22 protein-coding genes are annotated in these 22022 nt (G+C 69.7%); 8 read left to right on the top strand and 14 right to left on the bottom strand.

The features are described from left to right. Positions 1-5 precede the first annotated feature (5 nt). Positions 6-2318, top strand: a complete 2313-nt coding sequence (locus ACZ7SW_RS34230; RefSeq protein ID WP_470234506.1) for an FdhF/YdeP family oxidoreductase — start codon at positions 6-8, stop codon at positions 2316-2318. Positions 2319-2524: 206 nt separating this feature from the next. Here the strand turns inward: ACZ7SW_RS34230 and ACZ7SW_RS34225 are convergent, their stop codons facing one another. The 3 genes from ACZ7SW_RS34225 to ACZ7SW_RS34215 all read right to left on the bottom strand — a co-directional run bounded on the left by ACZ7SW_RS34225 (position 2525) and on the right by ACZ7SW_RS34215 (position 5167). Continuing rightward, on the bottom strand, positions 2525-3910 hold the full coding sequence (locus tag ACZ7SW_RS34225; protein ID WP_470234505.1) for an LCP family protein: 1386 nt from the start codon (positions 3908-3910) through the stop codon (positions 2525-2527). A 94-nt stretch (positions 3911-4004) separates the two neighbouring features. Beyond that, positions 4005-4748 (bottom strand): SDR family NAD(P)-dependent oxidoreductase, encoded by a 744-nt coding sequence (locus tag ACZ7SW_RS34220; protein ID WP_470234504.1) that lies wholly within the window; start codon positions 4746-4748, stop codon positions 4005-4007. Then, complete coding sequence (locus tag ACZ7SW_RS34215) at positions 4745-5167, bottom strand: VOC family protein (RefSeq protein WP_470234503.1); 423 nt, start codon at positions 5165-5167, stop codon at positions 4745-4747. The genes ACZ7SW_RS34220 and ACZ7SW_RS34215 overlap by 4 nt, the downstream gene beginning before the upstream one ends. A 72-nt stretch (positions 5168-5239) precedes the next feature. Between ACZ7SW_RS34215 and ACZ7SW_RS34210 the strand changes: the two genes are divergently transcribed. Both ACZ7SW_RS34210 and ACZ7SW_RS34205 read left to right on the top strand, forming a co-directional pair. Next, on the top strand, positions 5240-5917 hold the full coding sequence (locus ACZ7SW_RS34210) for a GntR family transcriptional regulator (RefSeq protein WP_470234502.1): 678 nt from the start codon (positions 5240-5242) through the stop codon (positions 5915-5917). A 43-nt stretch (positions 5918-5960) separates the two neighbouring features. Further along, the gene (locus tag ACZ7SW_RS34205) at positions 5961-6308 is read left to right on the top strand and encodes a hypothetical protein (protein ID WP_470234501.1); all 348 of its coding nucleotides are present in this window, start codon (positions 5961-5963) and stop codon (positions 6306-6308) included. An 87-nt stretch (positions 6309-6395) separates the two neighbouring features. On the opposite strand, the gene ACZ7SW_RS34200 is transcribed toward ACZ7SW_RS34205, so the two are convergent. The 4 genes from ACZ7SW_RS34200 to ACZ7SW_RS34185 form a co-directional block, all read right to left on the bottom strand. Next, entirely contained in the window at positions 6396-7640 is a 1245-nt protein-coding gene (locus ACZ7SW_RS34200) for an MFS transporter (RefSeq protein WP_470234500.1), read from the bottom strand. Further along, positions 7637-8179: an ArsR/SmtB family transcription factor gene (locus ACZ7SW_RS34195; protein ID WP_470234499.1), complete on the bottom strand. Its 543-nt coding sequence runs from the start codon at positions 8177-8179 to the stop codon at positions 7637-7639. Before ACZ7SW_RS34195 ends, ACZ7SW_RS34200 begins: the two co-directional genes overlap by 4 nt. A 69-nt stretch (positions 8180-8248) precedes the next feature. After that, the gene (locus ACZ7SW_RS34190) at positions 8249-8380 is read right to left on the bottom strand and encodes an MFS transporter small subunit (protein ID WP_370935588.1); all 132 of its coding nucleotides are present in this window, start codon (positions 8378-8380) and stop codon (positions 8249-8251) included. Next, complete coding sequence (locus ACZ7SW_RS34185; protein WP_470234498.1) at positions 8380-9732, bottom strand: L-lactate MFS transporter; 1353 nt, start codon at positions 9730-9732, stop codon at positions 8380-8382. The genes ACZ7SW_RS34190 and ACZ7SW_RS34185 overlap by 1 nt, the downstream gene beginning before the upstream one ends. A 153-nt stretch (positions 9733-9885) precedes the next feature. Here ACZ7SW_RS34185 and fdhD point away from each other — a divergent pair, with 153 nt between their 5' ends. Further along, the gene (gene fdhD, locus ACZ7SW_RS34180) at positions 9886-10710 is read left to right on the top strand and encodes a formate dehydrogenase accessory sulfurtransferase FdhD (protein ID WP_470234497.1); all 825 of its coding nucleotides are present in this window, start codon (positions 9886-9888) and stop codon (positions 10708-10710) included. On the opposite strand, the gene ACZ7SW_RS34175 is transcribed toward fdhD, so the two are convergent. Further along, on the bottom strand, positions 10711-12024 hold the full coding sequence (locus ACZ7SW_RS34175; RefSeq protein ID WP_470234496.1) for a carotenoid oxygenase family protein: 1314 nt from the start codon (positions 12022-12024) through the stop codon (positions 10711-10713). A gap of 65 nt (positions 12025-12089) precedes the next feature. Here ACZ7SW_RS34175 and ACZ7SW_RS34170 point away from each other — a divergent pair, with 65 nt between their 5' ends. After that, positions 12090-12740 carry a TetR/AcrR family transcriptional regulator gene (locus tag ACZ7SW_RS34170; protein ID WP_470234495.1) on the top strand — a complete coding sequence of 217 codons (651 nt, stop codon included), beginning with the start codon at positions 12090-12092 and terminating at the stop codon, positions 12738-12740. A gap of 48 nt (positions 12741-12788) precedes the next feature. Further along, positions 12789-13718: an alpha/beta hydrolase gene (locus ACZ7SW_RS34165; protein WP_470234494.1), complete on the top strand. Its 930-nt coding sequence runs from the start codon at positions 12789-12791 to the stop codon at positions 13716-13718. A 16-nt stretch (positions 13719-13734) separates the two neighbouring features. On the opposite strand, the gene ACZ7SW_RS34160 is transcribed toward ACZ7SW_RS34165, so the two are convergent. The 6 genes from ACZ7SW_RS34160 to tig all read right to left on the bottom strand — a co-directional run bounded on the left by ACZ7SW_RS34160 (position 13735) and on the right by tig (position 19073). Then, on the bottom strand, positions 13735-14223 hold the full coding sequence (locus ACZ7SW_RS34160; RefSeq protein WP_470234493.1) for a hypothetical protein: 489 nt from the start codon (positions 14221-14223) through the stop codon (positions 13735-13737). A gap of 41 nt (positions 14224-14264) precedes the next feature. Further along, positions 14265-14663: a hypothetical protein gene (locus ACZ7SW_RS34155; RefSeq protein WP_470234492.1), complete on the bottom strand. Its 399-nt coding sequence runs from the start codon at positions 14661-14663 to the stop codon at positions 14265-14267. 70 nt (positions 14664-14733) lie between these two features. Continuing rightward, positions 14734-16029, bottom strand: coding sequence for an ATP-dependent Clp protease ATP-binding subunit ClpX (gene clpX / locus ACZ7SW_RS34150; protein WP_009081145.1), 1296 nt, complete (start codon positions 16027-16029; stop codon positions 14734-14736). A 223-nt stretch (positions 16030-16252) separates the two neighbouring features. Then, entirely contained in the window at positions 16253-16906 is a 654-nt protein-coding gene (locus ACZ7SW_RS34145; protein ID WP_009081146.1) for an ATP-dependent Clp protease proteolytic subunit, read from the bottom strand. Positions 16907-16931: 25 nt separating this feature from the next. Next, complete coding sequence (locus ACZ7SW_RS34140) at positions 16932-17537, bottom strand: ClpP family protease (protein WP_067595252.1); 606 nt, start codon at positions 17535-17537, stop codon at positions 16932-16934. A 144-nt stretch (positions 17538-17681) separates the two neighbouring features. Then, positions 17682-19073: a trigger factor gene (gene tig / locus ACZ7SW_RS34135; RefSeq protein WP_470234491.1), complete on the bottom strand. Its 1392-nt coding sequence runs from the start codon at positions 19071-19073 to the stop codon at positions 17682-17684. Between the two features lie 175 nt (positions 19074-19248). Here tig and ACZ7SW_RS34130 point away from each other — a divergent pair, with 175 nt between their 5' ends. Both ACZ7SW_RS34130 and ACZ7SW_RS34125 read left to right on the top strand, forming a co-directional pair. Beyond that, positions 19249-20097, top strand: coding sequence for a fructosamine kinase family protein (locus ACZ7SW_RS34130; protein ID WP_470234490.1), 849 nt, complete (start codon positions 19249-19251; stop codon positions 20095-20097). A gap of 400 nt (positions 20098-20497) precedes the next feature. Beyond that, positions 20498-22021, top strand: a complete 1524-nt coding sequence (locus ACZ7SW_RS34125; RefSeq protein ID WP_470234489.1) for a sensor histidine kinase — start codon at positions 20498-20500, stop codon at positions 22019-22021. Position 22022: the final 1 nt, after the last annotated feature.

Raw genomic sequence — 22022 nt, 5'->3', positions numbered from 1 at the left:
TGCCCATGACTCGCGAAGCTCCGACTGGTGACGTGGACGAAGCCCGCCTCGAGGTGGGCAAGCCGAAAGGCTGGGCGGCCGGAATCCCGGGAGTCGCGGTTTCGCTCGCGCGCGGAGTGGAGCAGATGGGCCCGGTCCGCACCGCGCGCACGCTGCGGCTGCTGAACCAGCGGGACGGCTTCGACTGCCCGGGATGCGCGTGGCCCGAGCCGCGGCAGGTCGACGGCGAGAAGCGGAAGCTCGCGGAGTTCTGCGAAAACGGCGCGAAGGCGGTCGCCGAGGAGGCGACGAAACGCCGCGTCGGCCGTGAGTTCTTCGCCGCGCATCCGGTGTCCGAGCTGAACGAGCGCACCGACTACTGGCTGGGCCAGCAAGGCCGGCTCACCGAACCGATGGTCTTGCGCGAAGGAGCTTCGCACTACGAGCCGATCTCCTGGGACGAGGCGTTCGGCGTGATCGCCGGCGAGCTGCGCGGCCTGGCGAGCCCGGACGAGGCGATCTTCTACACCTCCGGCCGCACCAGCAACGAGGCCGCGTTCGTGTACCAGCTGCTGGTGCGCGCGTACGGCACGAACAACCTGCCGGACTGCTCGAACATGTGCCACGAATCGTCCGGCGCGGCGCTGTCGGCGACCACCGGCATCGGCAAGGGTTCGGTGTCGCTGGCCGACCTCCACCAAGCCGACCTGATCGTGGTCGTCGGGCAGAACCCGGGCACGAACCACCCGCGGATGCTGTCCGCGCTGGAGCAGGCGAAGGGCAACGGCGCGAAGGTCGTCGCGGTCAACCCGCTTCCCGAGGCCGGGCTGATGCGCTTCAAGAACCCGCAGAACGTGCGCGGCGTGGTCGGCAAGGGCACGCCGCTGGCCGACGAGTTCGCGCAGATCCGGCTCGGCGGCGACCTGGCGCTGTTCCAGGCGGTCGGGCATCTGCTGCTGCGGTGGGAGGACGCCGCTCCGGGGTCCATTGTGGACCGCGAGTTCGTGGAGAAGTCCACGCACGGCTTCGAGGACTGGGCCAAGCAGCTGCGCGAGATCGACTGGCCGGAGACCGAGAAGGCGACCGGCCTGCCCCGAGAGCAGATCGAGCACATCGCGCGGATGATCGCGACGTCCGAGCGCACGATCTACTGCTGGGCGATGGGGCTGACCCAGCACAAGCACGCGGTGCCGACGATCGCCGAGGTCGTGAACCTGGCGCTGGTGCGCGGGATGATCGGCAAGCCCGGCGCGGGCCTGTGCCCGGTGCGCGGCCACTCGAACGTGCAAGGCGACCGCACCATGGGTGTGTGGGAGAAGATGCCCGAGCCGTTCATGGACGCGCTCGACCGCGAATTCGGCATCACGGTGCCCCGTAACCACGGCTGGGACACCGTCGACTCGATCCGCGCGATGCTCGACGGCCGCGGCAAGGTGTTCTTCGCGATGGGCGGCAATTTCGCCTCCGCCACCCCGGATTCGGACCGGACCGCGGACGCGCTGCGGTCGTGCTCGCTGACCGTGCACGTGTCCACGAAGCTCAACCGCTCGCACGTCGTCCCCGGCCGCACCGCGCTGATCCTGCCGACGCTCGGCCGCACCGAACGCGACGAGCAGGAATCCGGCCGCCAGTTCGTGACAGTCGAGGACTCGATGTCGCAGGTGCACGCCTCGCGTGGCCGGCTGGCTCCGGCGAGCGACGAACTGCTGTCCGAGGTCGCCATCGTCTGCCGCCTGGCGGAGAAGCTGCTCGGCGCGGACCACTCGGTGCCGTGGCGGTCGTTCGAGAAGAACTACGACCTGATCCGCGACCGCATCGCCGCCGTGGTGCCGGGCTGCCACGACTACAACCAGCGCGTCCGCGAACCGGACGGTTTCGTGCTGCCGCACGCGCCGCGCGACTCGCGGGAATTCACCGGCACGGCGACCGGCAAGGGCACGTTCACGGTGTCGGAGCTGGAGTATCCGGAGGTGCCCGAGGGCCGGTTGCTGCTGCAGACGCTGCGCAGCCACGACCAGTACAACACCACGATTTACGGGCTGTCCGACCGGTATCGCGGCATCGAGGACGGGCGCCGGGTCGTGTTCGTGCACCCGGACGACCTGACCGCGCTGGGAGTCGCGGACGGGGAGATCGTGGATCTGGTCTCGGAATGGCGGGACGGGGACCGGCGGGCTCCGAGCTTCCGCGCGGTCGCGTACCCGACGGCTCGCGGGTGTGCGGCGGCGTACTTCCCGGAGGCCAATGCGTTGGTGCCGCTGGATTCCGTTGCGGAGAAGTCGAATACGCCGGTGTCGAAGGCCGTCGTGATCCGGCTGGAGCCGCATCGTCACGCGTGATCCGCGTTAGCCGTGCTGACTCAGGGATTGGATCGCGGGATGACAGTCGCCGTGAATTTCAGCGGCGACCGTCCAACGAACACCGGCGACTCGACACCCGGGATCACCTGATGCGCACGCTGGGCGGCTTCGCGGCCTGGACCTGGGCGGCCGCCCAGCCCTCCGACCGTCGCCTTCCTTGCCGTGCCTAAGCGCCCGCGACGCCGTCAGTCGATGCAGTTGTCGCCGTCCGACGTCAGGGGCTGCGGCTGGTCGGACTTCGCCGGCACGCCCACCGAAGACCCGCCGTCGGACACCCCCGGTCCCGAGTAGACCTTCCCCAGCACCACCTGGATCTGCCCGGCCGGAACGTCCGTTGATTCCTTAGCGGACAGTCCGCCCAGCTCCTTCGCCACCTCCGCGCCCTCGGCGGCGAGCCCTGCCGGGTACCGCACGATCGACGTCCGCTGCGACGGCGCGTTGCCCGCGGCGGTGGCGGCGAATCCCTTGCCCTTCAGCACATCCGCCACCCGCGCCGCGAGGCCGGAGGCGCCGCCGGCGTTGGAAATCTCCACCGCGGCCTTCGGCGCGGCGGGCGGGGCGGCGGGCGGCGCGGCGGTGCCGATCAGCCCGGACGCAAACGTTTTCACCTGCGCGGGATCGACCTGCACCGCGGTCGCCGTGGGATGGGTCCGGTCGTAGCGGTAGTCCGGGTTGACCACCGGGATCGTCGTGAACTGGATGCCGCCGCCGGACACCCCGCGCATCTTGCCGACGAAGTCCAGGATGTCCCACGACTGGTCCAGCACCACCGACCGCTTCACCGCGTCGATGAGATCGCTCAGCTTGCCCGGATCCGCGAGCGTCCCGGCCGAGAGCACCTGGTGCGCCATCGCGGCGAGGAACACCTGCTGCCGCCGCATCCGGCCGAAGTCGGTGCCGGGCAGGTTGTCGCGCTGCCGCACGAAAGCGAGCGCGGCGCCGCCGGAGAGCCGCTGTTTGCCCGCCGGGAAGTCCGCGCCCGAGTTCTCGTCCTTGGTGGCCTTCTTCAGGCACACCTCGACCCCGCCGACCGCCTTGCTGATCTCGGAGAAGCTCAGCAGGTTGACCTCGGCGTAGTGGTCGATGGTGATGCCGGTGAGGTCCTCGACCGCCTGCCGCGTCGCCTTGCGCGCGGCGGTCATCGAGTCCTGCTCGATCTTGTCCTTGTCGGTTTCCCCGGCCGCGCGCATTTTCGAGGCCTCGGCCGCCTTGCCGCGGCCGAAGGCGGCGTTGATCTTGCTCTTCCCGCCGGGCATGGCGACGTACGAGTCGCGCGGGATGGAGAACGCCTTGACCTCCTGCTGCCCGTCCGGGATCCGCATCACGATCAACGTGTCGGTGAGGTCGTCGCCGTTCGCGCCCGCGCGCAGTTCGTCGAGCACGCTCTGCGGCAGCGGGGTGCCGTCCGGGCCTTTGCGCGCGTCCCGGCCGACCAACAGGATGTCCATCGCCCCGTCGGCGTGCTTCTGGCCCTCGTCCACCGATCCGCCGCCGATCACGTCGCTGCGCGTGATGTCGTCGAGCGCACTCAGAGTAGAGAACCCGTAGGCCGTGCCCGCGAAAACCACCATCGAAAGCGCGCCGGCGATAACTTTTCCTGCGATCCGCACGCTCTCTGGACGTCTCAGGTCACCCATCCGCTGCATTCGTGACGCAGCTCACAGGTCAACGCAGGTGCGAGGCCCCGTTCAGGTCCAGGATCGAGCCGGACGCCCAGGGCGTCTCCGACGACGCCAGGAACACCACCGCCTCGGCGATCTCCTCCGGTTCGGCGACCCGGCCGAACGGGCTCTGCTCCCGCACCTCGCCGGTGAGCCGGCCGGCGACCCGCTCGGTCGCGGTGAAGCCCGGGGCCACCGAGGTGACCGAAATGCCGTGCGGGGCCAGCTGGACCGCCAGCGACTGGCCGAACGAATGCAGCGCGGCCTTGCTCGCCCCGTACGCCAGGTACTCCGGCTCGCCCCGGAACGCCCCGCGCGACCCGATGTTCACGATCCGGCCCGGCACGCCGCGAGCGATGAGGTGGCGGGCGACGTGGAAGGAAACGTTGGCCGCGCCGAGCAGGTTGACGTCCAGCGTGCGCCGCCACGCCTCCTGCCAGTCCGCATAGGACATTTCGCCGATCGGCGTGCGAGTGGCCGGAGTGGTCCCGACCGCGGCGTTGTTGACCAGCACGTCGACGCCGCCGAGCTGTTCCTCGGCCACGTCGGCGATCCATTGCGCGGCGTCGGGGTTGCCGAGGTCGCCGGACACGAGCACGTGCCCGGAACCGGGCAGCGCCTCGAGCGTCTCGCGCGCGGCCTCCCGGTTGGATCCGCAGTGGACGGCGATCCGGTCGCCCCTGGTGGCGAAGGCGACGGCGATGGCGCGGCCGATCCCGCGCGAGGCTCCGGTGACGAGGACGTTCATTTCGCGAACAACTGCGTCTCGTCGCGGAAAGCCTTGAACTCCAGCGCGTTCCCGGCCGGGTCGTGCAGGAACATCGTCCACTGCTCCCCCGGCTCGCCGGCGAACCGCTGGTAGGGCTCGATCACGAACTCCGTGCCCGCGGCGCGCAGCCGCCCGGCCAGTTCGTGGAAGCTGCCGACGTCGAGCACCAGCCCGAAATGCGGCACCGGCACGTCGTGCCCGTCGACCGGATTGCGTCCGGCTTCCGCGCGGGCGCCCGGGACCACGTGCGTGACGACCTGGTGGCCGTGGAAGTTCCAGTCGACCCACGCGTCCGCCGAACGGCCCTCCGCCAGCCCGAGCACGGCGCCGTAGAACTCGCGGGCCTTCGGCAGGTCGTCGACCGGTATGGCCAGGTGGAAGGCGGGGCGGACGGCCATCAGGCACTCCTTCGGCGCGGGGATCGGTCTCCTCACGTTGACTGGCTGATGTCCGAATGTCAACATTAGCCCGTGGAAGTCACCCCGCTGAGGAAGGCGGCGCGCCGCGGGCTCGCCGACGAGGCCGCCGACCGGGTGCGCGAAGCGATCTTCGCCGGCCATTTCCGGCCCGGCGCGCCCCTGCGCGAGGTCGAATTGGCCGCGTCGCTGGAGATCAGCCGCGGTTCGGTGCGCGAGGGCATCGCCCAGCTCGCCCGGGAAGGCCTGGTCCGCTGCGGCTGGCATCGCCCGACCACGGTGGTCGACGTGACCGCCGAGGACGTCGACGAGGTCTACTCGGTCCGCGCCGCGCTGGACCGGCTCGCCGCGGTCACTGCGCGCACCAGCGCGACCGACGAGGATCTGGACGCCTTGGACGCGCTGGTCGCCGATCTGGCGACGGCGGTGCGGTCAAAGGCCGACGGGCCGCGACTGCTGGCGCTGGACATCGCGTTCCACGACCGCGTTTACGCCGCGGCGGGCAACGGCCGCCTCACCGAGGCGTGGGAAGCCGTGCGGTCGCAGGTGTTTCTGTTTCAGCTGCAACGGGTTTCGCTCGGACACGAGCATTACCGGGCCCGGGTGGTCGCCGAGCATCGCGAACTCGCGGAACTGATCCGCGGCGGTGACCGGGAGCGGCTCGCCCGGGTCGCCGAGCAGCACGTGGAATCCGCCAGGGAAAGCCTGCTCGGCCGCATCCGAGCCGAGTAGTTCCCCGCATCCGCCGACGGCGACGGCCTGGCAGGATCACGGCGTGCCCGCCGAAACCGCCCAGCCGAGCCGAGTCCGCGTCGCGCTCACCGGCGCCTTGCACGGCATCAGCGCGCTGTTCGGCTGCGTCCTTGTGCTGTGCGGGATCTCGGCCGTATTGCTGGCCGCCGGACAGCTGCTCAGCGGCCCGGCCATCGTCGGGGCCATTGTGCTTGCCAGTTACGTGCACGTCGGGATCTATCTGGTGCCCATCGCCGCCGGTGCCGGGGCGGTCGCCGCCTCGCTCGGTGCGCCGGAGCGAGCGAAGCGGCGAGTGTGGATCACGGTCTCCGTGCTCGCGGTGCTGTTCCCGATCGTCGTGTTCACCACGGCGACTATGCAACTGGCGTAACGTCTTTCGGCCGAGCGCCCGGCACGTTGCACGGCCTCGGCGCGTGCCTGGTCTCCGCCCTGGCACTGTGCGTGCTCGCCGCGACGGCTACGCGACCGGCATAGCCTCCTTCGCCCGCGCGAGCGCCTCTTCGATCCGCTTGTTGCTCGTCATGCTCATCGTCACCACAGTCATCAACACAAGCACCCCCGCCGCCGCCACGTACGGCACCCGCACTCCGGCCGTCGCGGCGAGCCAGCCGCCCAGTGCGGCGCCCGCCGGTGCCGCCGAGGCCGAGACCAGGCGCGACGCCGCGGCGACCCGGCCCATCAGCCGCGCCGGGACCACGACCTGCCGCAGCGATCCGCCGAGCACCATGGTCGCCGCCATGGCGCAGCCGCACAGCGCGAACATCGCCCCGGCCAGCCACGGATCCCTGGCGAGACCGAACACCAGCACCGCGCCGCCCTCGATCACCGCGGTGACGGTGAGCGCGGTGCCGGTGCCCAGCCATTTCTCCAACGGCCCGGCGAGCATCATCGCGCCGACCAGTCCCCCGGCGGCTTCCGCGGCGAGCAGGAAACCGTATCCAGCGGAGTGCAGCCCCAGCGCGTCCTTCGCGAACACCACCAGCACCGCCCCGAATGCACCGAACGCCAGGTTACCGACCGCGGGCCGCAGGGCGAGACCGAGCAGCAGCCGATCCTTCACTACGTAAGCGAAACCCTCTTTCGAGTCCGCCCACACCGAGCGTCCCGGTTCGCGTTTCGGCACCGGGGCCGGCGGCAGCGTCCGGATCAGCAGCGCACTGGCCACGTAGGTCAGCGCGTTCACCGCGAACGGCAGCGTTCTTCCCACGGTGAAAAGGAAACTCCCGACCGGCGGCCCGGCGAACTGCCCGGCGGCGGTGGACGCCCCGCGCAGGTAGCCATTGGCCCGGCGGAGCAACGTCTGGTCCCGCGCGAGCAAATCCGGCAGGTACGCCTGCGCCGCGGTGTCGAAGAACAACGTGCCGGTGCCGAGCAGGAACGCCGCCACGAGCAGGACCGGAATGCTGAGCCAGCCGAACGCGCCCGCGGCCACCGTCAGCACCAGCAGCACTGCCCGCGCCAGGTCCGCGATCCACATCGTGCGCCGCCGGTCCCAGCGGTCGACCAGTGCGCCGGCGAACAGCCCGGCCACCGGATACGGCGCGAGCACCGCCACCGTCACCAGGCTGACCACCAGCGGGTCGCTGTCCAGCAGCAGGGCCAGCAGCGGCAGCGCGGCGGTATACGCGCCGTCGCCAAGGGAACTGACCGTCGCGGCTGTCCACAAGCGACTGAACGCGGGAGGCATCTTCGACTCGGTCATCTGGCCGCACCCGGCCCCGGACGGAAGAACGCGACCGCGACGGTGGCGGCCGCCTCGTCGGCGTCGCGCGCGTCCCGCAGTTCGTCGAGCAGTTCGGCCAGCCGGCGCTCGAACTCCTCGAACTGTGCCTCGCCGATCCGCGTGTGCTGCATCCGGACGTACCGGTGCGAGCCCTCCGGAGCTGTCGCGAGGTCGTTGATCGCGTGCTGCATCAGCACATCCCGCTGTCCCGCGGCGGGTTCGGGCAGCTCGATGCTCTTCCCGACGTGCGCGTAGTAGCGCTCCAGCACGCCGCGCACCTTCCGCGTGCGCACGACGTGCACGAGCCCGGCCCGCTCCAGCACCCGCATGTGGTAGCTGGAACTGCCTTTCGCGATGTCCAGCTGCTCGGCGACCTGCGTGATCGTCGCCGGCCCGTCGCGCAGCACCGCGAGCACGCGGTGCCGCACGACGTTGCTCACCGCGCGCAGCTGATCGGTCGTCTCCACCTGGACAGATTCTTGGGGCGGGACGTAGCCCGCCTGGTCGTCCCCAGTCATGGGGACAATGGTCAACGACTCTTGACCATTTGTCCAGCCCTTATTCCGGGCGGCGCCCTCCGGCGGCCCTCAGCCGCCGAACAGCCCGACCACCTTCCGGATCAGCTCGACCACGCCGTAGGCGAACGGGGCGAGCACCCACAGCCAGGCGATCACCAGCAGGACCGTCCGGCCGCTGGAACGGCCCTCGGCACTAGTCATCACGCCTCGCTCCCCACCGCGGTCTGCCCGGTCGGCTCGTGGAACTTCTCCTTCACCGGGCGCACGCATTCGTTCGCGACGAACCCGACCACCAGCAGGCCGATCATGATCCAGAACGACAGCTGGTAGAGGTCCGGCCCGGTCTTGCCCGCGGCCTTCTGGCTGTCCGCGATCCCGTCCACGATCAGCGGCCCGAGCACGCCCGCCGCCGACCACGCGGTCAGCAGCCTGCCGTGGATCGCGCCGACCTGGTAGGTGCCGAACAGGTCCTTGAGGTACGCCGGGAGCGTGGCGAACCCGCCGCCGTAGAAGGACAGGATCAGCATGGCGCACAGCACGAACAGGAGCTTCGACCCGTTCGTGGTCAGCGCGATCACGAGGTACAGCAGCGCGCCGACGCCGAGGTAGAACCGGTAGATGTTCTTGCGCCCCACCAGATCCGAGGCGGACGACCAGACGAACCGGCCCAGCATGTTGGTCAGCGACAGCAGCGCGACGAACCCGGCGGCGGACGCGGTGCCGACCGGGGCGGAGCTGCCCTTGAAGAAGTCGGTGATCATCGGCGCGGCCTTCTCCAGGATGCCGATGCCCGCGGTCACGTTGAGGCACAAGACAATCCAGAGACACCAGAACTGCGGCGTCTTCAGCGCGTTCGCCGCCGAGACGTTCGCCGTGGAGATCATCGGCTTGGCCGCGGCCTGCTTCACCGCGCCCGCCGGACGCCAGTCGTCGGCCGGGACGCGGACGATCAGCACCCCCATCGTCATGAACACCGCGTACACGATCCCGTGGATGAGGAACGCGGTCGCGATGTCGCCGGTCGTGGGCGAGGTGCCGAGCATCGCCGACGACCACGGCGACGCGATGAGCGCGCCGCCGCCGAAGCCCATGATCGCGATCCCGGTGGCCATGCCCGGCCGGTCCGGGAACCACTTGATCAGCGTCGACACCGGCGAGATGTAGCCGATGCCGAGGCCGATCCCGCCGACCCCGCCGTAACCGGCCACGACGAGCCAGAACTGTCCGGTCGCGACGCCGAGCGCAGCGAGCAGGAACCCGGTGGAGAAACAGATCGTGGCGACGGTCATGGCCCAGCGCGGGCCGTTCTTCTCCACCAGGGTGCCGCCGAACGCGGCGGAAAGGCCCAGCATCACGATGCCGAGCTGGAACGGCAGCCCGGATTGCGTGCCGGACAGTCCCAGGGTCTTCTCCAGCGGCGTCTTGAAGACGCTCCACGCGTAGGCTTGGCCGATCGACAGGTGGATGGACAGCGCAGCGGGCGGCACGAGCCAGCGGGTCCAGCCGGGCGGTGCGACGATGCGGGAACGGGCAAGGAAGCCGGGGACAGCCATCGGCGGTCTCCTCCCAACAGAGACGAGGTGCTGGGAATGGTTTACCAGATCCTCGGCGTTGCGCCGGATGACTGTCGAATGACTTGAAAATGTCTTGTCGATGACAACAGAAATCGACGCCGAAGACGACAACAGGGACGAGTGGAGCAGGCGATGGGCAGAGTGACGGTACGGCGGCCGGTACGGCGGATCTCCGCGGCCGGCGAACGGCGCCGGCCGGACTCACTGGCCGCCGAGGAACCGCTGGAGCTGCGCGTCGGCGGCAAGGCGCTGGCGGTGACGATGCGCACTCCCGGCCACGACGTCGAACTGGCGCACGGCTTCCTGCTGTCCGAAGGCGTGCTGGGGTCCCGGGAGGACGTGGCCGTCGCGCGTTACTGCGACGGGGTCGACGATCAGGGCCGCAACACCTACAACGTGCTCGACATCGCACTCGCCGAGGGAGTCGCGCCGCCGGACACCGGTGTCGAGCGGAACTTCTACACCACGTCGTCGTGCGGCGTCTGCGGCAAGGCCGCGCTCGACGCGGTGAAGCTGCGCAGCCGGTTCTCCCCCGGCGCGTCCGGGTTCACCGTGAAGACCGACGTCCTCACGCAACTGCCGGACCGGTTGCGGGAACAGCAAAAAGTGTTCTCGTCCACCGGCGGCCTGCACGCCGCCGGACTGTTCACTTCGGACGGTCAGCTCGTCGTGGTGCGCGAGGACGTCGGTCGGCACAACGCGGTGGACAAGGTGCTCGGCTGGGCTCTGCAGGCGGGCCGGATCCCCGCGCCCGATCTGGGCTTGCTGGTCTCCGGCCGCGCCTCGTTCGAGCTGGTGCAGAAGGCCGCGATGGCCGGCATCGGACTGCTCGCCGCGGTGTCCGCGCCGTCGTCGCTCGCCGCGGAACTGGCCGAGGAGAACGGCATGACGCTCATCGGTTTCCTCCGCGGCGACAGCATGAACCTCTACACCGGAGACCAGCGGCTGCTCACCTGATCACGCTTCGGCGGGCACCCAGTTGCCGTGGAAACCGTGCGGCACCCGGTCCGGGAGATGCACGGCGGCAACGGTTTCGAGGGTGCCCGCGTCGAGCAGGACGAGATCGCTGCGCGCCTCGGCCGCGTCGTAGACGTAGCCCATCAGCACGCCCTCGTCCTCGCCCGCGTCCGCACTGGACGGGACGAACACGAACTCGCCCGGCTCGCGCCCCGGACCGAACCGGTGCGCGTCCACGGAACCCTTGCGCAGATCGTGTTTGTACACCGCGCCAAGGCTGCGGGACCGGTCGTCGAGCGCGGTCGCGTAGCCGTACCGGTGCGGCAAGCCGACGAGCCGTTCGTCCACTCGCGGGAACTCCTGGCCGTGCTCGTCGATCCGTTCCTCGACGACCTTTCCGAGCGCGAGGTCGACGGTCCACCGGTCGAGCGTCGGCTCGCCCTCGGCCGGGCCGTGCAGCGCGAGGTCGAACATCTTCGGGTGCCGGATCACGTCGAGCACGATCCGGTCGTCCTCGTCGTAGGCGTTGAGCGGGTGGAAGACGTAGCACTGGCCGACGTCGAACCAGCGGACGTCGCCGTTGTCCCCTTCGCGCGGCATCACGCCGATGCGCGCCGGGTAGTCCGGATTCCACCGGTACGGCAAGGAACTCACGCCGCGGCCGGTGCGCGCGGTCAGCGGGTCGGGCACGTCGACCGGCACCGGGGCCTGGTCCGGATCGAAGGTGACCGGCAGGTCGTAGAACACGACATACCGTTCGGTGAGCGAGAAATCATGCATCATCGGCGCACCGGTGACCTCGACGTCGACCGTGCGCCGCGCCCGCCCGTCGGTGCCGATCACCGAATACTGCACCCGGTTCCCGAGCCCGAATTGGTACGAGACGGCGTGCAGCTCGCCGGTCCGCGGGTCGCGCTTCGGGTGCGCGGTGTACCCGGGGAGCGTACCGCCGAAGTCGCAGACGCCCAGGGTGTCCAGCTCCTCGCTGAGCTCCCATTGCGGCAGCCCGCCCTCGACCAGCGCGATCGTGCGCCCGGCGTGCCCGATGACGTTGGTGTTGGCCCCGCCCTCGTCGGTGCCGACCCGGCGGCTGCGATACCACTCGGCCCGGCCGTCGCGCAGCCGCACGCCGTGCACCATGCCCCGGCCGAGGAACCAGTGGTGCGTTTCGGGATCCGGGTCGGCCGGGTTCGGCCCGTTGCGCAGGTAGCGGCCGTCGAGGTAGTCGGGCAGTTGCCCGGTCACCGTCAGCCGGGTGCTCGTGTACTCGCGCTCGACCGGCGCGAAATTGCCTTCGAGGAACAGATTTCCCATGGCGCGCTCCGTCCATAACGTGGTTATGGTCACCGGTATAACAGGGTTATGGGATACTGGCAAGCATGAGCGAGCGGACTCGGGGCGAAAACGCGCGGACGCACCTGGTCGAGGCGGCGATCCGGCTGCTGGCCGACGGCGGCGCGGAAGCGCTGCAGGCCCGCAAACTGGCGGCCGAGATCGGCGCGTCCACGATGGCCGTGTACACCCACTTCGGCGGAATGGCCGCGCTCACCGATGCCGTTGCGCGAGAAGGGTTCCGGCGGCTAATCGCGAACATGGCGACAGTCGGGCAGACCGACGACCCGGTGGCCGATCTGTACGGCCTCGCGCTGGCCTACCGCCGCACCGCGGTGGAGCATCCCGAACTGTTCGCGCTGATGTTCCGCGAGGCGGGAGCGCGCGGGCACGCAGTGGGCGACCTGATGAAGGAGAACCCGGACACCGAGGCCGCGGCGTCGTTCCGGGGCATGGTCGCGGCGGTCGCGCGCACGATCGAGGCCGGACGGCTCAAGGGCGATCCGCTCTCCGTCGCCTCACAGATCTGGAGCGCGATCCACGGCTACGTCACCCTCGAACTGCTGGGGCATTTCGGCCGGGGCGACCGGGGCGTGACCGAGGTGCTCTCGCCACTCTGCGTGACGCTGGTCGTCGGGCTCGGAGACAGCCCTGCCGCCGCTCGGGCGTCCGTGGGTCTAGTCACAACAACCGTATGAAGATCTTCTGAAGGCAACGTTTTGTCCCTTCGCCACGTCTTACGCTATATGGGTGAGGGGGATTGGGTGAACGAGGAGACTGAGGGCCGAAGGCGGGTGAGCCGCCGGTCCATGCTGATCGCGGGCGCCTCGGGCCTCGGCATCGCCGGGCTCGCGGTGGGGAGCGCGACCGGCGTGGTGCCGTTCAACCAGGCGATGCAGCGGGCACTGGGCGTGACATCGTCGACGCCGGTCACCCAGCTCGGCAGCATGCGGGTGGAACGCGTCTACTCGCACGCCCGCGGCCGGGAAGTGGACCTCGTCTTCCAGCTGCCGAGCAAGAAGCCGCCGGCCGGGCTGCCGATGTCGCTGATGCTGCACGGCCTGCACGGTTCCGCGCGTTCCGCCGCGCCGAGCGGCCTGCTGAAGCAGCTGGGCAGCGACGTCGCGCGCAAAGCCGTGCCGGCGTACGGCTTCGTCGCGGTCGACGGCGGCGACAACTACTGGCACCAGGTCCGTCCCGGCGACGACCCGATGGCGATGCTGCTGGAAGAAGTCCCGCAGTGGCTGCGCGCCCGCGGATTCGGCGGTACGGACGGTCTGCCGTTCGCGTGCGCGGGAGTGTCGATGGGCGGTTTCGGAGCCCTGTTGTACGCCCGCCGCCGCGCCGAACGCCGCCAGCCGCCCGCCGCGGTCGCCGCGATCGCGCCCGCGCTGCTCACGTCGTGGCCGGAAATGGCGAAGCGCCGCATTTTCACCGGACTGACCGACTGGACCTCATTGGATCCGCTGCGCCACCAGTCAGCGTTGCAGGGCATTCCGACGGCGGTTTACTGCGGCACGGAAGATCCGTTCATCACCGGCGTGCGGCGCTATATCGCGGAAACGCACCCGACCATCGGGTACACGGCGCACGGGAAGCACAGCGACACGTTCTTCCGGACAACGGTGCCCAGCATGGTGGGGTTCTTGGGGAAGCATTTGCGGCAGAAGGCTTGATCCGGCCTCACCGAGATCAGAAGAGAGTCGCCAGTTCGTCGATCACGTGCGTCGGCGTGCCCAGGAACAGATCCGGCGACACCGGCCCGTACGCGATGTTCACGGTGTCCAGCCGGTAACGCCACTCGGTGCTGTAACCGCTGAAGCGGTAATTCACCTGCCACCGCAGCCATTCGCCGCGGCCCAGCCGGTGCGCCGGAGGGCGGCGCGGACGCTTGGGGCTCGTGTGGCGGATCACGTCCAGTTTCACCCGGAGCAGGTCGTCCGCCTCGTCGAGGCGAACCATCGAGTACAGCTCCGCCCGTGCTTTTTCCGGCACGCTTTCCCCGGCCTCGGACCGGGCCTCGAAATCCGTCTCTTCGCCCATCCTCACCACGTGGGTGAAGGGCGCGGTCAACGCCGGAAGCGGGAACGCGATCGGAGACGCATTACGGCGAGCCGCCTCCACGCCGCCCCGGGATTTCTTCGTCCACGAGGTGCACACCCACTGCACGACCGCATCCATCACGTCATCCTCCACGGGGGAGGACGGCTAGCGCGAGGGAATTACGAGACCCAGCGGGCCACGACCGACATCACCCAGAACCCGACCATCGCCGCGAGCGCCATGAGCAGCGACCAGCGCAGCTGCTGTGCCCGAGTCTCCGAACCACGCAGGCGGCGCAAGAACAGCCAGGACACCACGAACAGCGGGATCGGCAGCAGCGGCAGCGCCGAGAGCCGGGTGCCGACCGCGACCAGGCATACCAGCGTGCACAACGCCATCATGACCTCGGACGCGCGGACCAGCCACGGGCACCGCGTCAGCACGGACGCGGCGACCCGCTCGCTCAGCTCCACGAGGCCGGCGACCGGCGCTGCGGAAGGCTCGGTCTCGGCGGGGACCGCTTCGCCGGGGTCGGCAGTCTCGTCCCCCCGGGGTGCGGTCAGCGGCACGGTTGTCATCCTGTCCATTATCGCGCCCGCCGCCGACACCCGGACAGCCGACTCCTGCTAACGCCCGGCGACCGCCGGGTCAGGCCGACTTTTCGCCGCGCTCGCTGCGGGTGCGGCGCGACGGCTGGCGGGCCACGATCGTGGGGTTCACGTTCTCCCGCACGGTCTGCTCGGTGATCACGACCTTCGCCACGTCCTCGCGGCTCGGGATGTCGTACATCACCGGCTGGAGGACTTCCTCCATGATCGCGCGCAGGCCGCGGGCCCCGGTGCCGCGCAGGACGGCCTGGTCGGCGATGGCCTCGAGCGCGGTCTTGGTGAACTCCAGCTCGACGTTGTCCATCTCGAAGAGCTTCTTGTACTGCTTCACCAGCGCGTTGCGCGGCTGGGTCAGGATCGAGACGAGCGATTCCTTGTCCAGGTGGTTCACCGTCGCCACGACCGGGAGCCGTCCGATGAACTCCGGGATCAGCCCGAACTTGATCAGGTCCTCCGGCATCGTCTCGGAGAACACGTCGCTGCCCTCGATCTCGGCCTTCGTGCGGATCTCCGCGCCGAAGCCGAGGCCGCGCTTGCCGACCCGCTCGTTGATGATCTTTTCCAGCCCGGCGAACGCGCCCGCGACGATGAACAGCACGTTCGTGGTGTCGATCTGGATGAATTCCTGGTGCGGGTGCTTGCGCCCGCCCTGGGGCGGCACCGACGCGGTGGTGCCCTCGAGGATCTTCAGCAGCGCCTGCTGCACGCCCTCGCCGGACACGTCGCGGGTGATCGACGGGTTCTCGCTCTTGCGGGCGATCTTGTCGACCTCGTCGATGTAGATGATGCCGGTCTCGGCGCGCTTGACGTCGTAGTCCGCCGCCTGGATCAGCTTCAGCAGGATGTTCTCGACGTCCTCGCCGACGTAGCCCGCCTCGGTGAGCGCGGTGGCGTCGGCGATCGCGAACGGGACGTTCAGCAGCTTCGCCAGCGTCTGCGCGAGGTAGGTCTTGCCGCAGCCGGTGGGGCCGAGCATCAGGATGTTGGACTTGGCCAGCTCGACCGGCTCGTCCTTGGAGTCCTTCGGGCCGGACTTGTCGTCGGCCTGGATCCGCTTGTAGTGGTTGTACACCGCGACCGCGAGCGTCTTCTTCGCGTCGTCCTGGCCGATGATGTACTGCTCGAGGAACTCGTGGATGTCGGCGGGCTTCGGCAGCTCGTCGAGCTTCACGTCGCCGGCTTCGGCCAGCTCCTCCTCGATGATCTCGTTGCAGAGGTCGATGCACTCATCGCAGATGTAGACCCCTGGCCCGGCAATGAGCTTCTTCACCTGCTTCTGGCTCTTGCCGCAGAAAGAACACTTCAGCAGGTCGCCGCCGTCACCGATCCGTGCCATGGCCGTTGACCTCGTCCCCTCCGGTGCGCGGGGCGCACCTGCACTACTCTCTGGCGGCCCCGGGACTGCCAGGCGTTCCCGGGACCAACACGCATTGCCACCGACGGTACCCGCCCGAAGGCGCGGGCGGGAACACCCGACCCGCATAGGGCACGTCGACGACCGACAGTAGACCAGCGGACCGGTGCGCGTCGCGGATTCGCCGCGCACCGGCCCGTCGCGGTCAGTTCGCCGAGGCCTTCCGGTACGGAAGCACCTCGTCGATCAGGCCGTAGGCCTTGGCCTCCTCGGCGGTGAGGATCTTGTCCCGCTCGATGTCGGCCTTGATCTCGTCCGGTTCCTTGTTCGTGTGCTTCGCCAGGATGACCTCCATCTGGCGGCGCACGCGCTGGATCTCGTTGGCCTGGATCTCCAGGTCCGAGACCTGCCCGTAGGTGCCCTCGGTGGCCGGCTGGTGGATCAGCACGCGCGCGTTCGGCAGCGCCATGCGCTTGCCCGGCGTGCCCGCCGCCAGCAGCACCGCGGCGGCCGAGGCGGCCTGGCCGAGGCACACGGTCGAGATGTCCGGGCGGATGTACTGCATGGTGTCGTAGATCGCCATCAGCGACGTGAACGACCCGCCCGGGGAGTTGATGTAGATGCTGATGTCGCGGTCCGGGTCCTCGTGCTCGAGGTGCAGCAGCTGGGCCATCACGTCGTTCGCCGACGCGTCGTCCACCTGCACGCCGAGGAAGATCGTCCGCTCCTCGTACAGCTTGTTGTACGGGTTGGACTCCTTCACGCCGTAGCTGGTGCGCTCGACGTAGGACGGGAGGATGTACCGCGACTGGGGGGTCTGCGGAGCCCGGAAGTCACCCGGGAGCCGGAAATTGCTCATGACGCTCTCCTGTGTGCTTGCGGGCTCAGTTGCTCGAGGTCAGGCCGCTGTCGCGGGTCAGCACGTGGTCGACGAAGCCGTAGTCCTTCGCCTCCTGCGCGGTGAACCAGCGGTCGCGGTCGCCGTCCTTGATGATCTGCTCGGTGGTCTGGCCGGTCTGCTCGGCGGTGATCTTCGCCAGCTCCTGCTTCCACTTGTTGAACAGGTCCGCCTGGATCGCGATGTCGGAGGCGGTGCCGCCGACGCCCGCGGACGGCTGGTGCATCAGGATGCGGGCGTGCGGGAGCGCGTAGCGCTTGCCGGGGGTGCCCGAGGAGAGCAGGAACTGCCCCATCGAGGCCGCCATGCCCATCGCGTAGGTCGCCACGTCCGGCTTGATCAGCTGCATGGTGTCGTAGATCGCGAACCCCGCGGTCACCGAGCCGCCCGGCGAGTTGATGTAGAACCGGATGTCCGATTCGGAGTCGTCCGCGTCGAGCAGCAGGAGCTGCGCGGTGAGCCGGTTGGCGACCTCGTCGTTGACCTCGGAGCCGAGAACGACGATGCGCTCCTGGAGCAACCGCTCGAACACCGAGTCGGTGAGGTTGAGCCCCGCGGTGCCGGTCCGCCCCTCGGGCATGTGCTGCTTCACGTCTGCCTGCCTTTTCACCGGCGGCGGGCCGCCTGTGAGAGCCGCGCCGCCGCTGTCGTGTTCAGATGCTTGAGATCTTGCAACCGACCCTAACGAACTTGGGCGGTGCAGAATGCCTGACACCGCCCAAGTTCGCTTACAGCTTTACTCGGCCGGGGTCGCCGCCGCTTCTTCGGTGACCTGCGTCTCCTCTTCGGCGGCCGCGGTGTCCGCCTCGTCGGCGCCGAACAGCTCGGTCAGGTCGACCTCCGCGCCGGACTCGTTCTTCACCGTGGTGCCGCGCACGACCGAGGCGAGCGCCTTGCCGCGGCGGACGTCGGCGTAGATCGCGGTCAGCTGGCCCGACTGCTGGGCCCGCTGCACGTACTCGTCCGGGCTGACGCCGAAGCGCTGCGCCTGGTAGATGATCCGCTCGGTGAGCTCGCCGTCGTTGACCGACGTCTTCTCCTTGTCGGCGATGGTGTCCAGCAGCAGCTGCGTGCGGACGGCCTTCTCCGACTCCTCCTTGACCTCGGCGTTGAACTCGTCGAGGGTCTTGCCCTCGGCCTCGAGCGCCTTGGCGAACTGCGCCTCGTCGTGGTCGAACGGGTGGATCGCGTCGTGCTTGCGGTTCTCGATCTCGGCCTCGAGGACCTTCTCCGGCAGCGGCACCTCGGTGCGCTCCAGGAGGATCTCGAGGACCTTGTCGCGCGCCTGGACGCCCTGCTGCATCGTCTTGACGCGGCCGAGCCGGGTGCGCAGGTCCTCGCGCAGCTCGTCGATCGTGTCGAACTCGCTCGCCAGCTGGGCGAACTCGTCGTCGGCCTCGGGCAGCTCGCGCTCCTTGACCGACTGCACGGTGACGGTGACCTCGGCGTCCTGGCCGGCGAACTCGCCCGCGACCAGCTTGGTGGTGAACACCTTGGTCTCGCCGGCGCTCGCGCCGACGATGGCCTCGTCGATGCCGTCCACGAGCTGGCCGGAGCCGATCTCGTAGGACAGGGCGGTGGTGGAGGCCTCCTCGACGGCCTTGCCGTCGACGCTGGCCGAGAGGTCGATCGACACGAAGTCGCCGGTCTGGGCCGGGCGCTCGACGCCGGTCAGGGTGCCGAAGCGGGCGCGCAGCTCGTCGAGCTGCTCGGCGACCTCGTCGTCGGTGGTCTCGACGTCGTCGACGCTGATCTCGAGGCCGGCGAGGTCGGGCAGCTCGATCTCCGGCCGCACGTCGACCTCGGCGCTGAACTCCAGCACCTCGCGGTCCTCGAGCTTGGTCACCTCGAACTCGGGCTGGCCGAGCGTCCGGACCTCGCCCGCGCGGACGGCCTCGATGTACTTGGCCGGGATGGCCTCGTTGACGACCTCGTCGAGCACCGGCGCGCGGCCGATCCGGCTTTCCAGGACGCGAGCGGGGACCTTGCCGGGACGGAAACCGGGGACGCGCACCTGCTGGGCGATCTTCCGGTACGCGGCGTCGAAGTTCGGCTTGAGCTCGTCGAACGGCACCTCGACATTGATCTTCACTCGCGTCGGGCTGAGCTGCTCGACGGTGCTCTTCAAGGTCTTCTCCTCGAGCGGTAAACGATGGGGGCGGACAGTCCCTCAGGACCGCCCCGGTCACCTGCTGACCGGGATATCCGAGTCTAGGCCAGAGGGTTGACAAGACCGGCTGCGGGGCACCTGCCGCCGCGGAGCCGATCAGCACGCGCCGGTGCGCGCCCGTAGCGTCGGGGACGTGGTTTCCGGGCAGCAGAGCGAAGGTCCGGCCGCGGCGGCGGCGCGGCTCACCGGGTTCGAGGCGTCCGCACGAGGCGCTTCGGGCACTCTCAGTGAGGTCACGTTGACCGACGGCGTCCGGAGTTTCGACGCGGTGGTGAAGCGCGGCCACGCTCCGGGCGCGACCCGAGCCGAGGCAGCCGGGCTGCGCTGGCTCGCCGAGGCGGACGCGGTGCGGATCCCCCGGGTGCACGGCGCGGACGACACATGGCTGGTGCTGGACCGGGTGGCCGAGGCCAGCCCGTCGCGCGCGGAAGAGTTCGGCCGCGACCTCGCCCGGCTGCACTCGGCCGGAGCCCCGGCCTTCGGCGCCCCTCCCCCGGACGGCTTGCCAGGCGCGTGGATCGGAACCGCGCCGATGCGAAACTCGCCGGGCGGGTCGTGGCCGGAGTGGTACGCGGAATACCGGATCCTCCCGTACGTCCGGATGGCCTCCGAGATTCTCGACACAGCGGTGTTCGAACGGGCCTGCGCCCGGATCCCGTCGGTGGCCGGCCCGGCCGAACCGCCCGCCCGGCTGCACGGGGATCTCTGGAACGGGAACGTCCTGTGGGACACCGGCGGAGCGGTGCTGATCGACCCGGCCGCACACGGCGGACACCGGGAGACGGATCTCGCGATGCTGCACCTGTTCGGCTGCCCGCAACTGGAGCGGATCATGGCCGCCTACAACGAAGCCGCACCGCTGGCCGACGGGTACCGCGAGCGGATCGCGCTGCATCAGCTTTTCCCGCTCCTGGTGCACACGGTCCTGTTCGGACGGTCTTACGCCAGACAAGCGACCGAGGCCGCACTCTCCCTGGGCTGACCCCGCCCCTCGCTGTCTGTGAGGGGCCCCCTCACAGACGCTGATTCCCCCAGGGTTCCCCTCACAGACCGGCATTCCCTCAAGGAGCCCCTCAAGGAGCCCCTCAAGGAGCCCTTCACGCCCGACCGCACCCGCCGCACCCAACCATCGAGGCACCCAGCCCCTCCCCCACCCCGATACGAAGCCTCCCTGCGGTTCGGGGGTGCTTGTCAAGGCATCTTTCCCGCCTTGACAAGCACCCCCGAACCGTCAGCACAATCAGGCTTCGGGGTGCCCCACGCAACCCCCGGGCGCAACGTCGCCGCCAGGCGACGAGCCGCCCACCCAATCCCGCCCCCCGCACAGCGCACTCACAGCGAGCACACATCGCCCCCACACCCGCGAACCGCACCCTCGACCCATGCCCCTCCGCGCAAGATTCACCGCCGCCCACCCGCGACGGCGATCCCTGCGCACAAAACTCACCATCTCCGTAGTCATCCTCCTTTCCCTGGTCTGCCTGGCCATCGGCGTCATCAGCGAATTCGCCCTGCGCGCCTTCCTCCTGGCCCAAACCGACACCCAGCTCTCCGCCGCCACCGCCCGCGCCCTCGATTTCGCCACCCACCCAGGCCCTCCCGGCGACGACGGACGCAACCCCCTCGACGCCCCGGGCCAAGGCGCGGGCACCGTCAACGCCCGCTTCTCCTCCGACGGCACGAACGGCACCGGCGGCTGGCTCTCCCCGCACGGCCAGCGCATCACCCTGACCGCCGACGAACTGACCGCGCTGCAAGACCTCCCCGCCAGCGGCCGCCCCTACACCCGCACCATCGGCTCTCTCGGCGACTACCGCCTCACCGCGATCCCGATCCCCGACGGCATCGTCATCACCGGCGTCCCCCTGGCACCGATGCAGCAGACGCTGCTGACCGTCGGCCTGATCCTCTTCGGTGTCGCCGCCGCTGGAGTGACTGGCGCGGCGTTCCTCGGCGCCTTCGCCGTCCGCCGAACCCTGCGCCCGCTGGAACGCGTCGCGGAGACCGCGTCGCGAGTCTCCGAACTTCCCCTCGACCGAGGCGACGTCGACCTGTCCGTACGGGTCCCCGCCCAGGACACCGATCCCCGCACCGAAGTCGGCCAAGTCGGTGCGGCACTGAACCACATGCTCGGGCACATCTCCTCCGCGCTCGAAGCCCGGCACGCCAGCGAACTGCGTGTCCGCCGGTTCGTCGCCGACGCCAGCCACGAACTGCGCACCCCGCTCGCCGCCATCCGCGGGTACGCCGAACTCGCCGGCCGATCCGGAAGTCACGCACCGCCGGACGTCGCGCACTCGATGACCCGGATCGAATCCGAGGCCGACCGGATGACGGCGCTCGTCGAAGACCTCCTCCTGCTCGCCCGCCTCGACGCGGGCCGTCCGCTCGACGTCGCCGAAGTCGACCTGACCCGGTTGGTCGCGGACGCGGTCGGCGACGCGCACGTGGCCGGCCCGCACCACGTCTGGCAGCTCGCCTTGCCGGACGAGCCGATCTTCGTACTGGGCGATGTCCAACGGCTGCACCAAGTTTTGGCGAACCTGCTCGCGAACGCCCGCGTCCACACACCGCCCGGCAGCACAGTCGTCACCGCCCTCACGCGATCCGCAGATGGCAGCGCCGTGGTGACCGTGACCGACAACGGTCCGGGCATCCCGCCTGAACTGCAGCCAGCAGTATTCGAACGCTTCGCGCGCGGGGATTCGTCACGGTCGCGGGCGGCCGGGTCGACCGGGCTGGGGCTGGCGATCGTGTCGGCAGTGCTGACCGCACACCACGGCGCCATCACGATGCACAGCCGCCCTGGCCAGACGTCCTTCGCCGTGCGGTTGCCGATCGCGGTCCCGGCGCAGCGCACGCCGGTCGCCCATGACCCCAGGTCCCACAGCGGGCACACAGGGTAGG

Source organism: Amycolatopsis sp. NPDC114484 (genome assembly GCF_055633755.1).
Note: the sequence above shows the minus strand (reverse complement) of the source record. Positions and strands in the feature narration are given on the sequence as shown.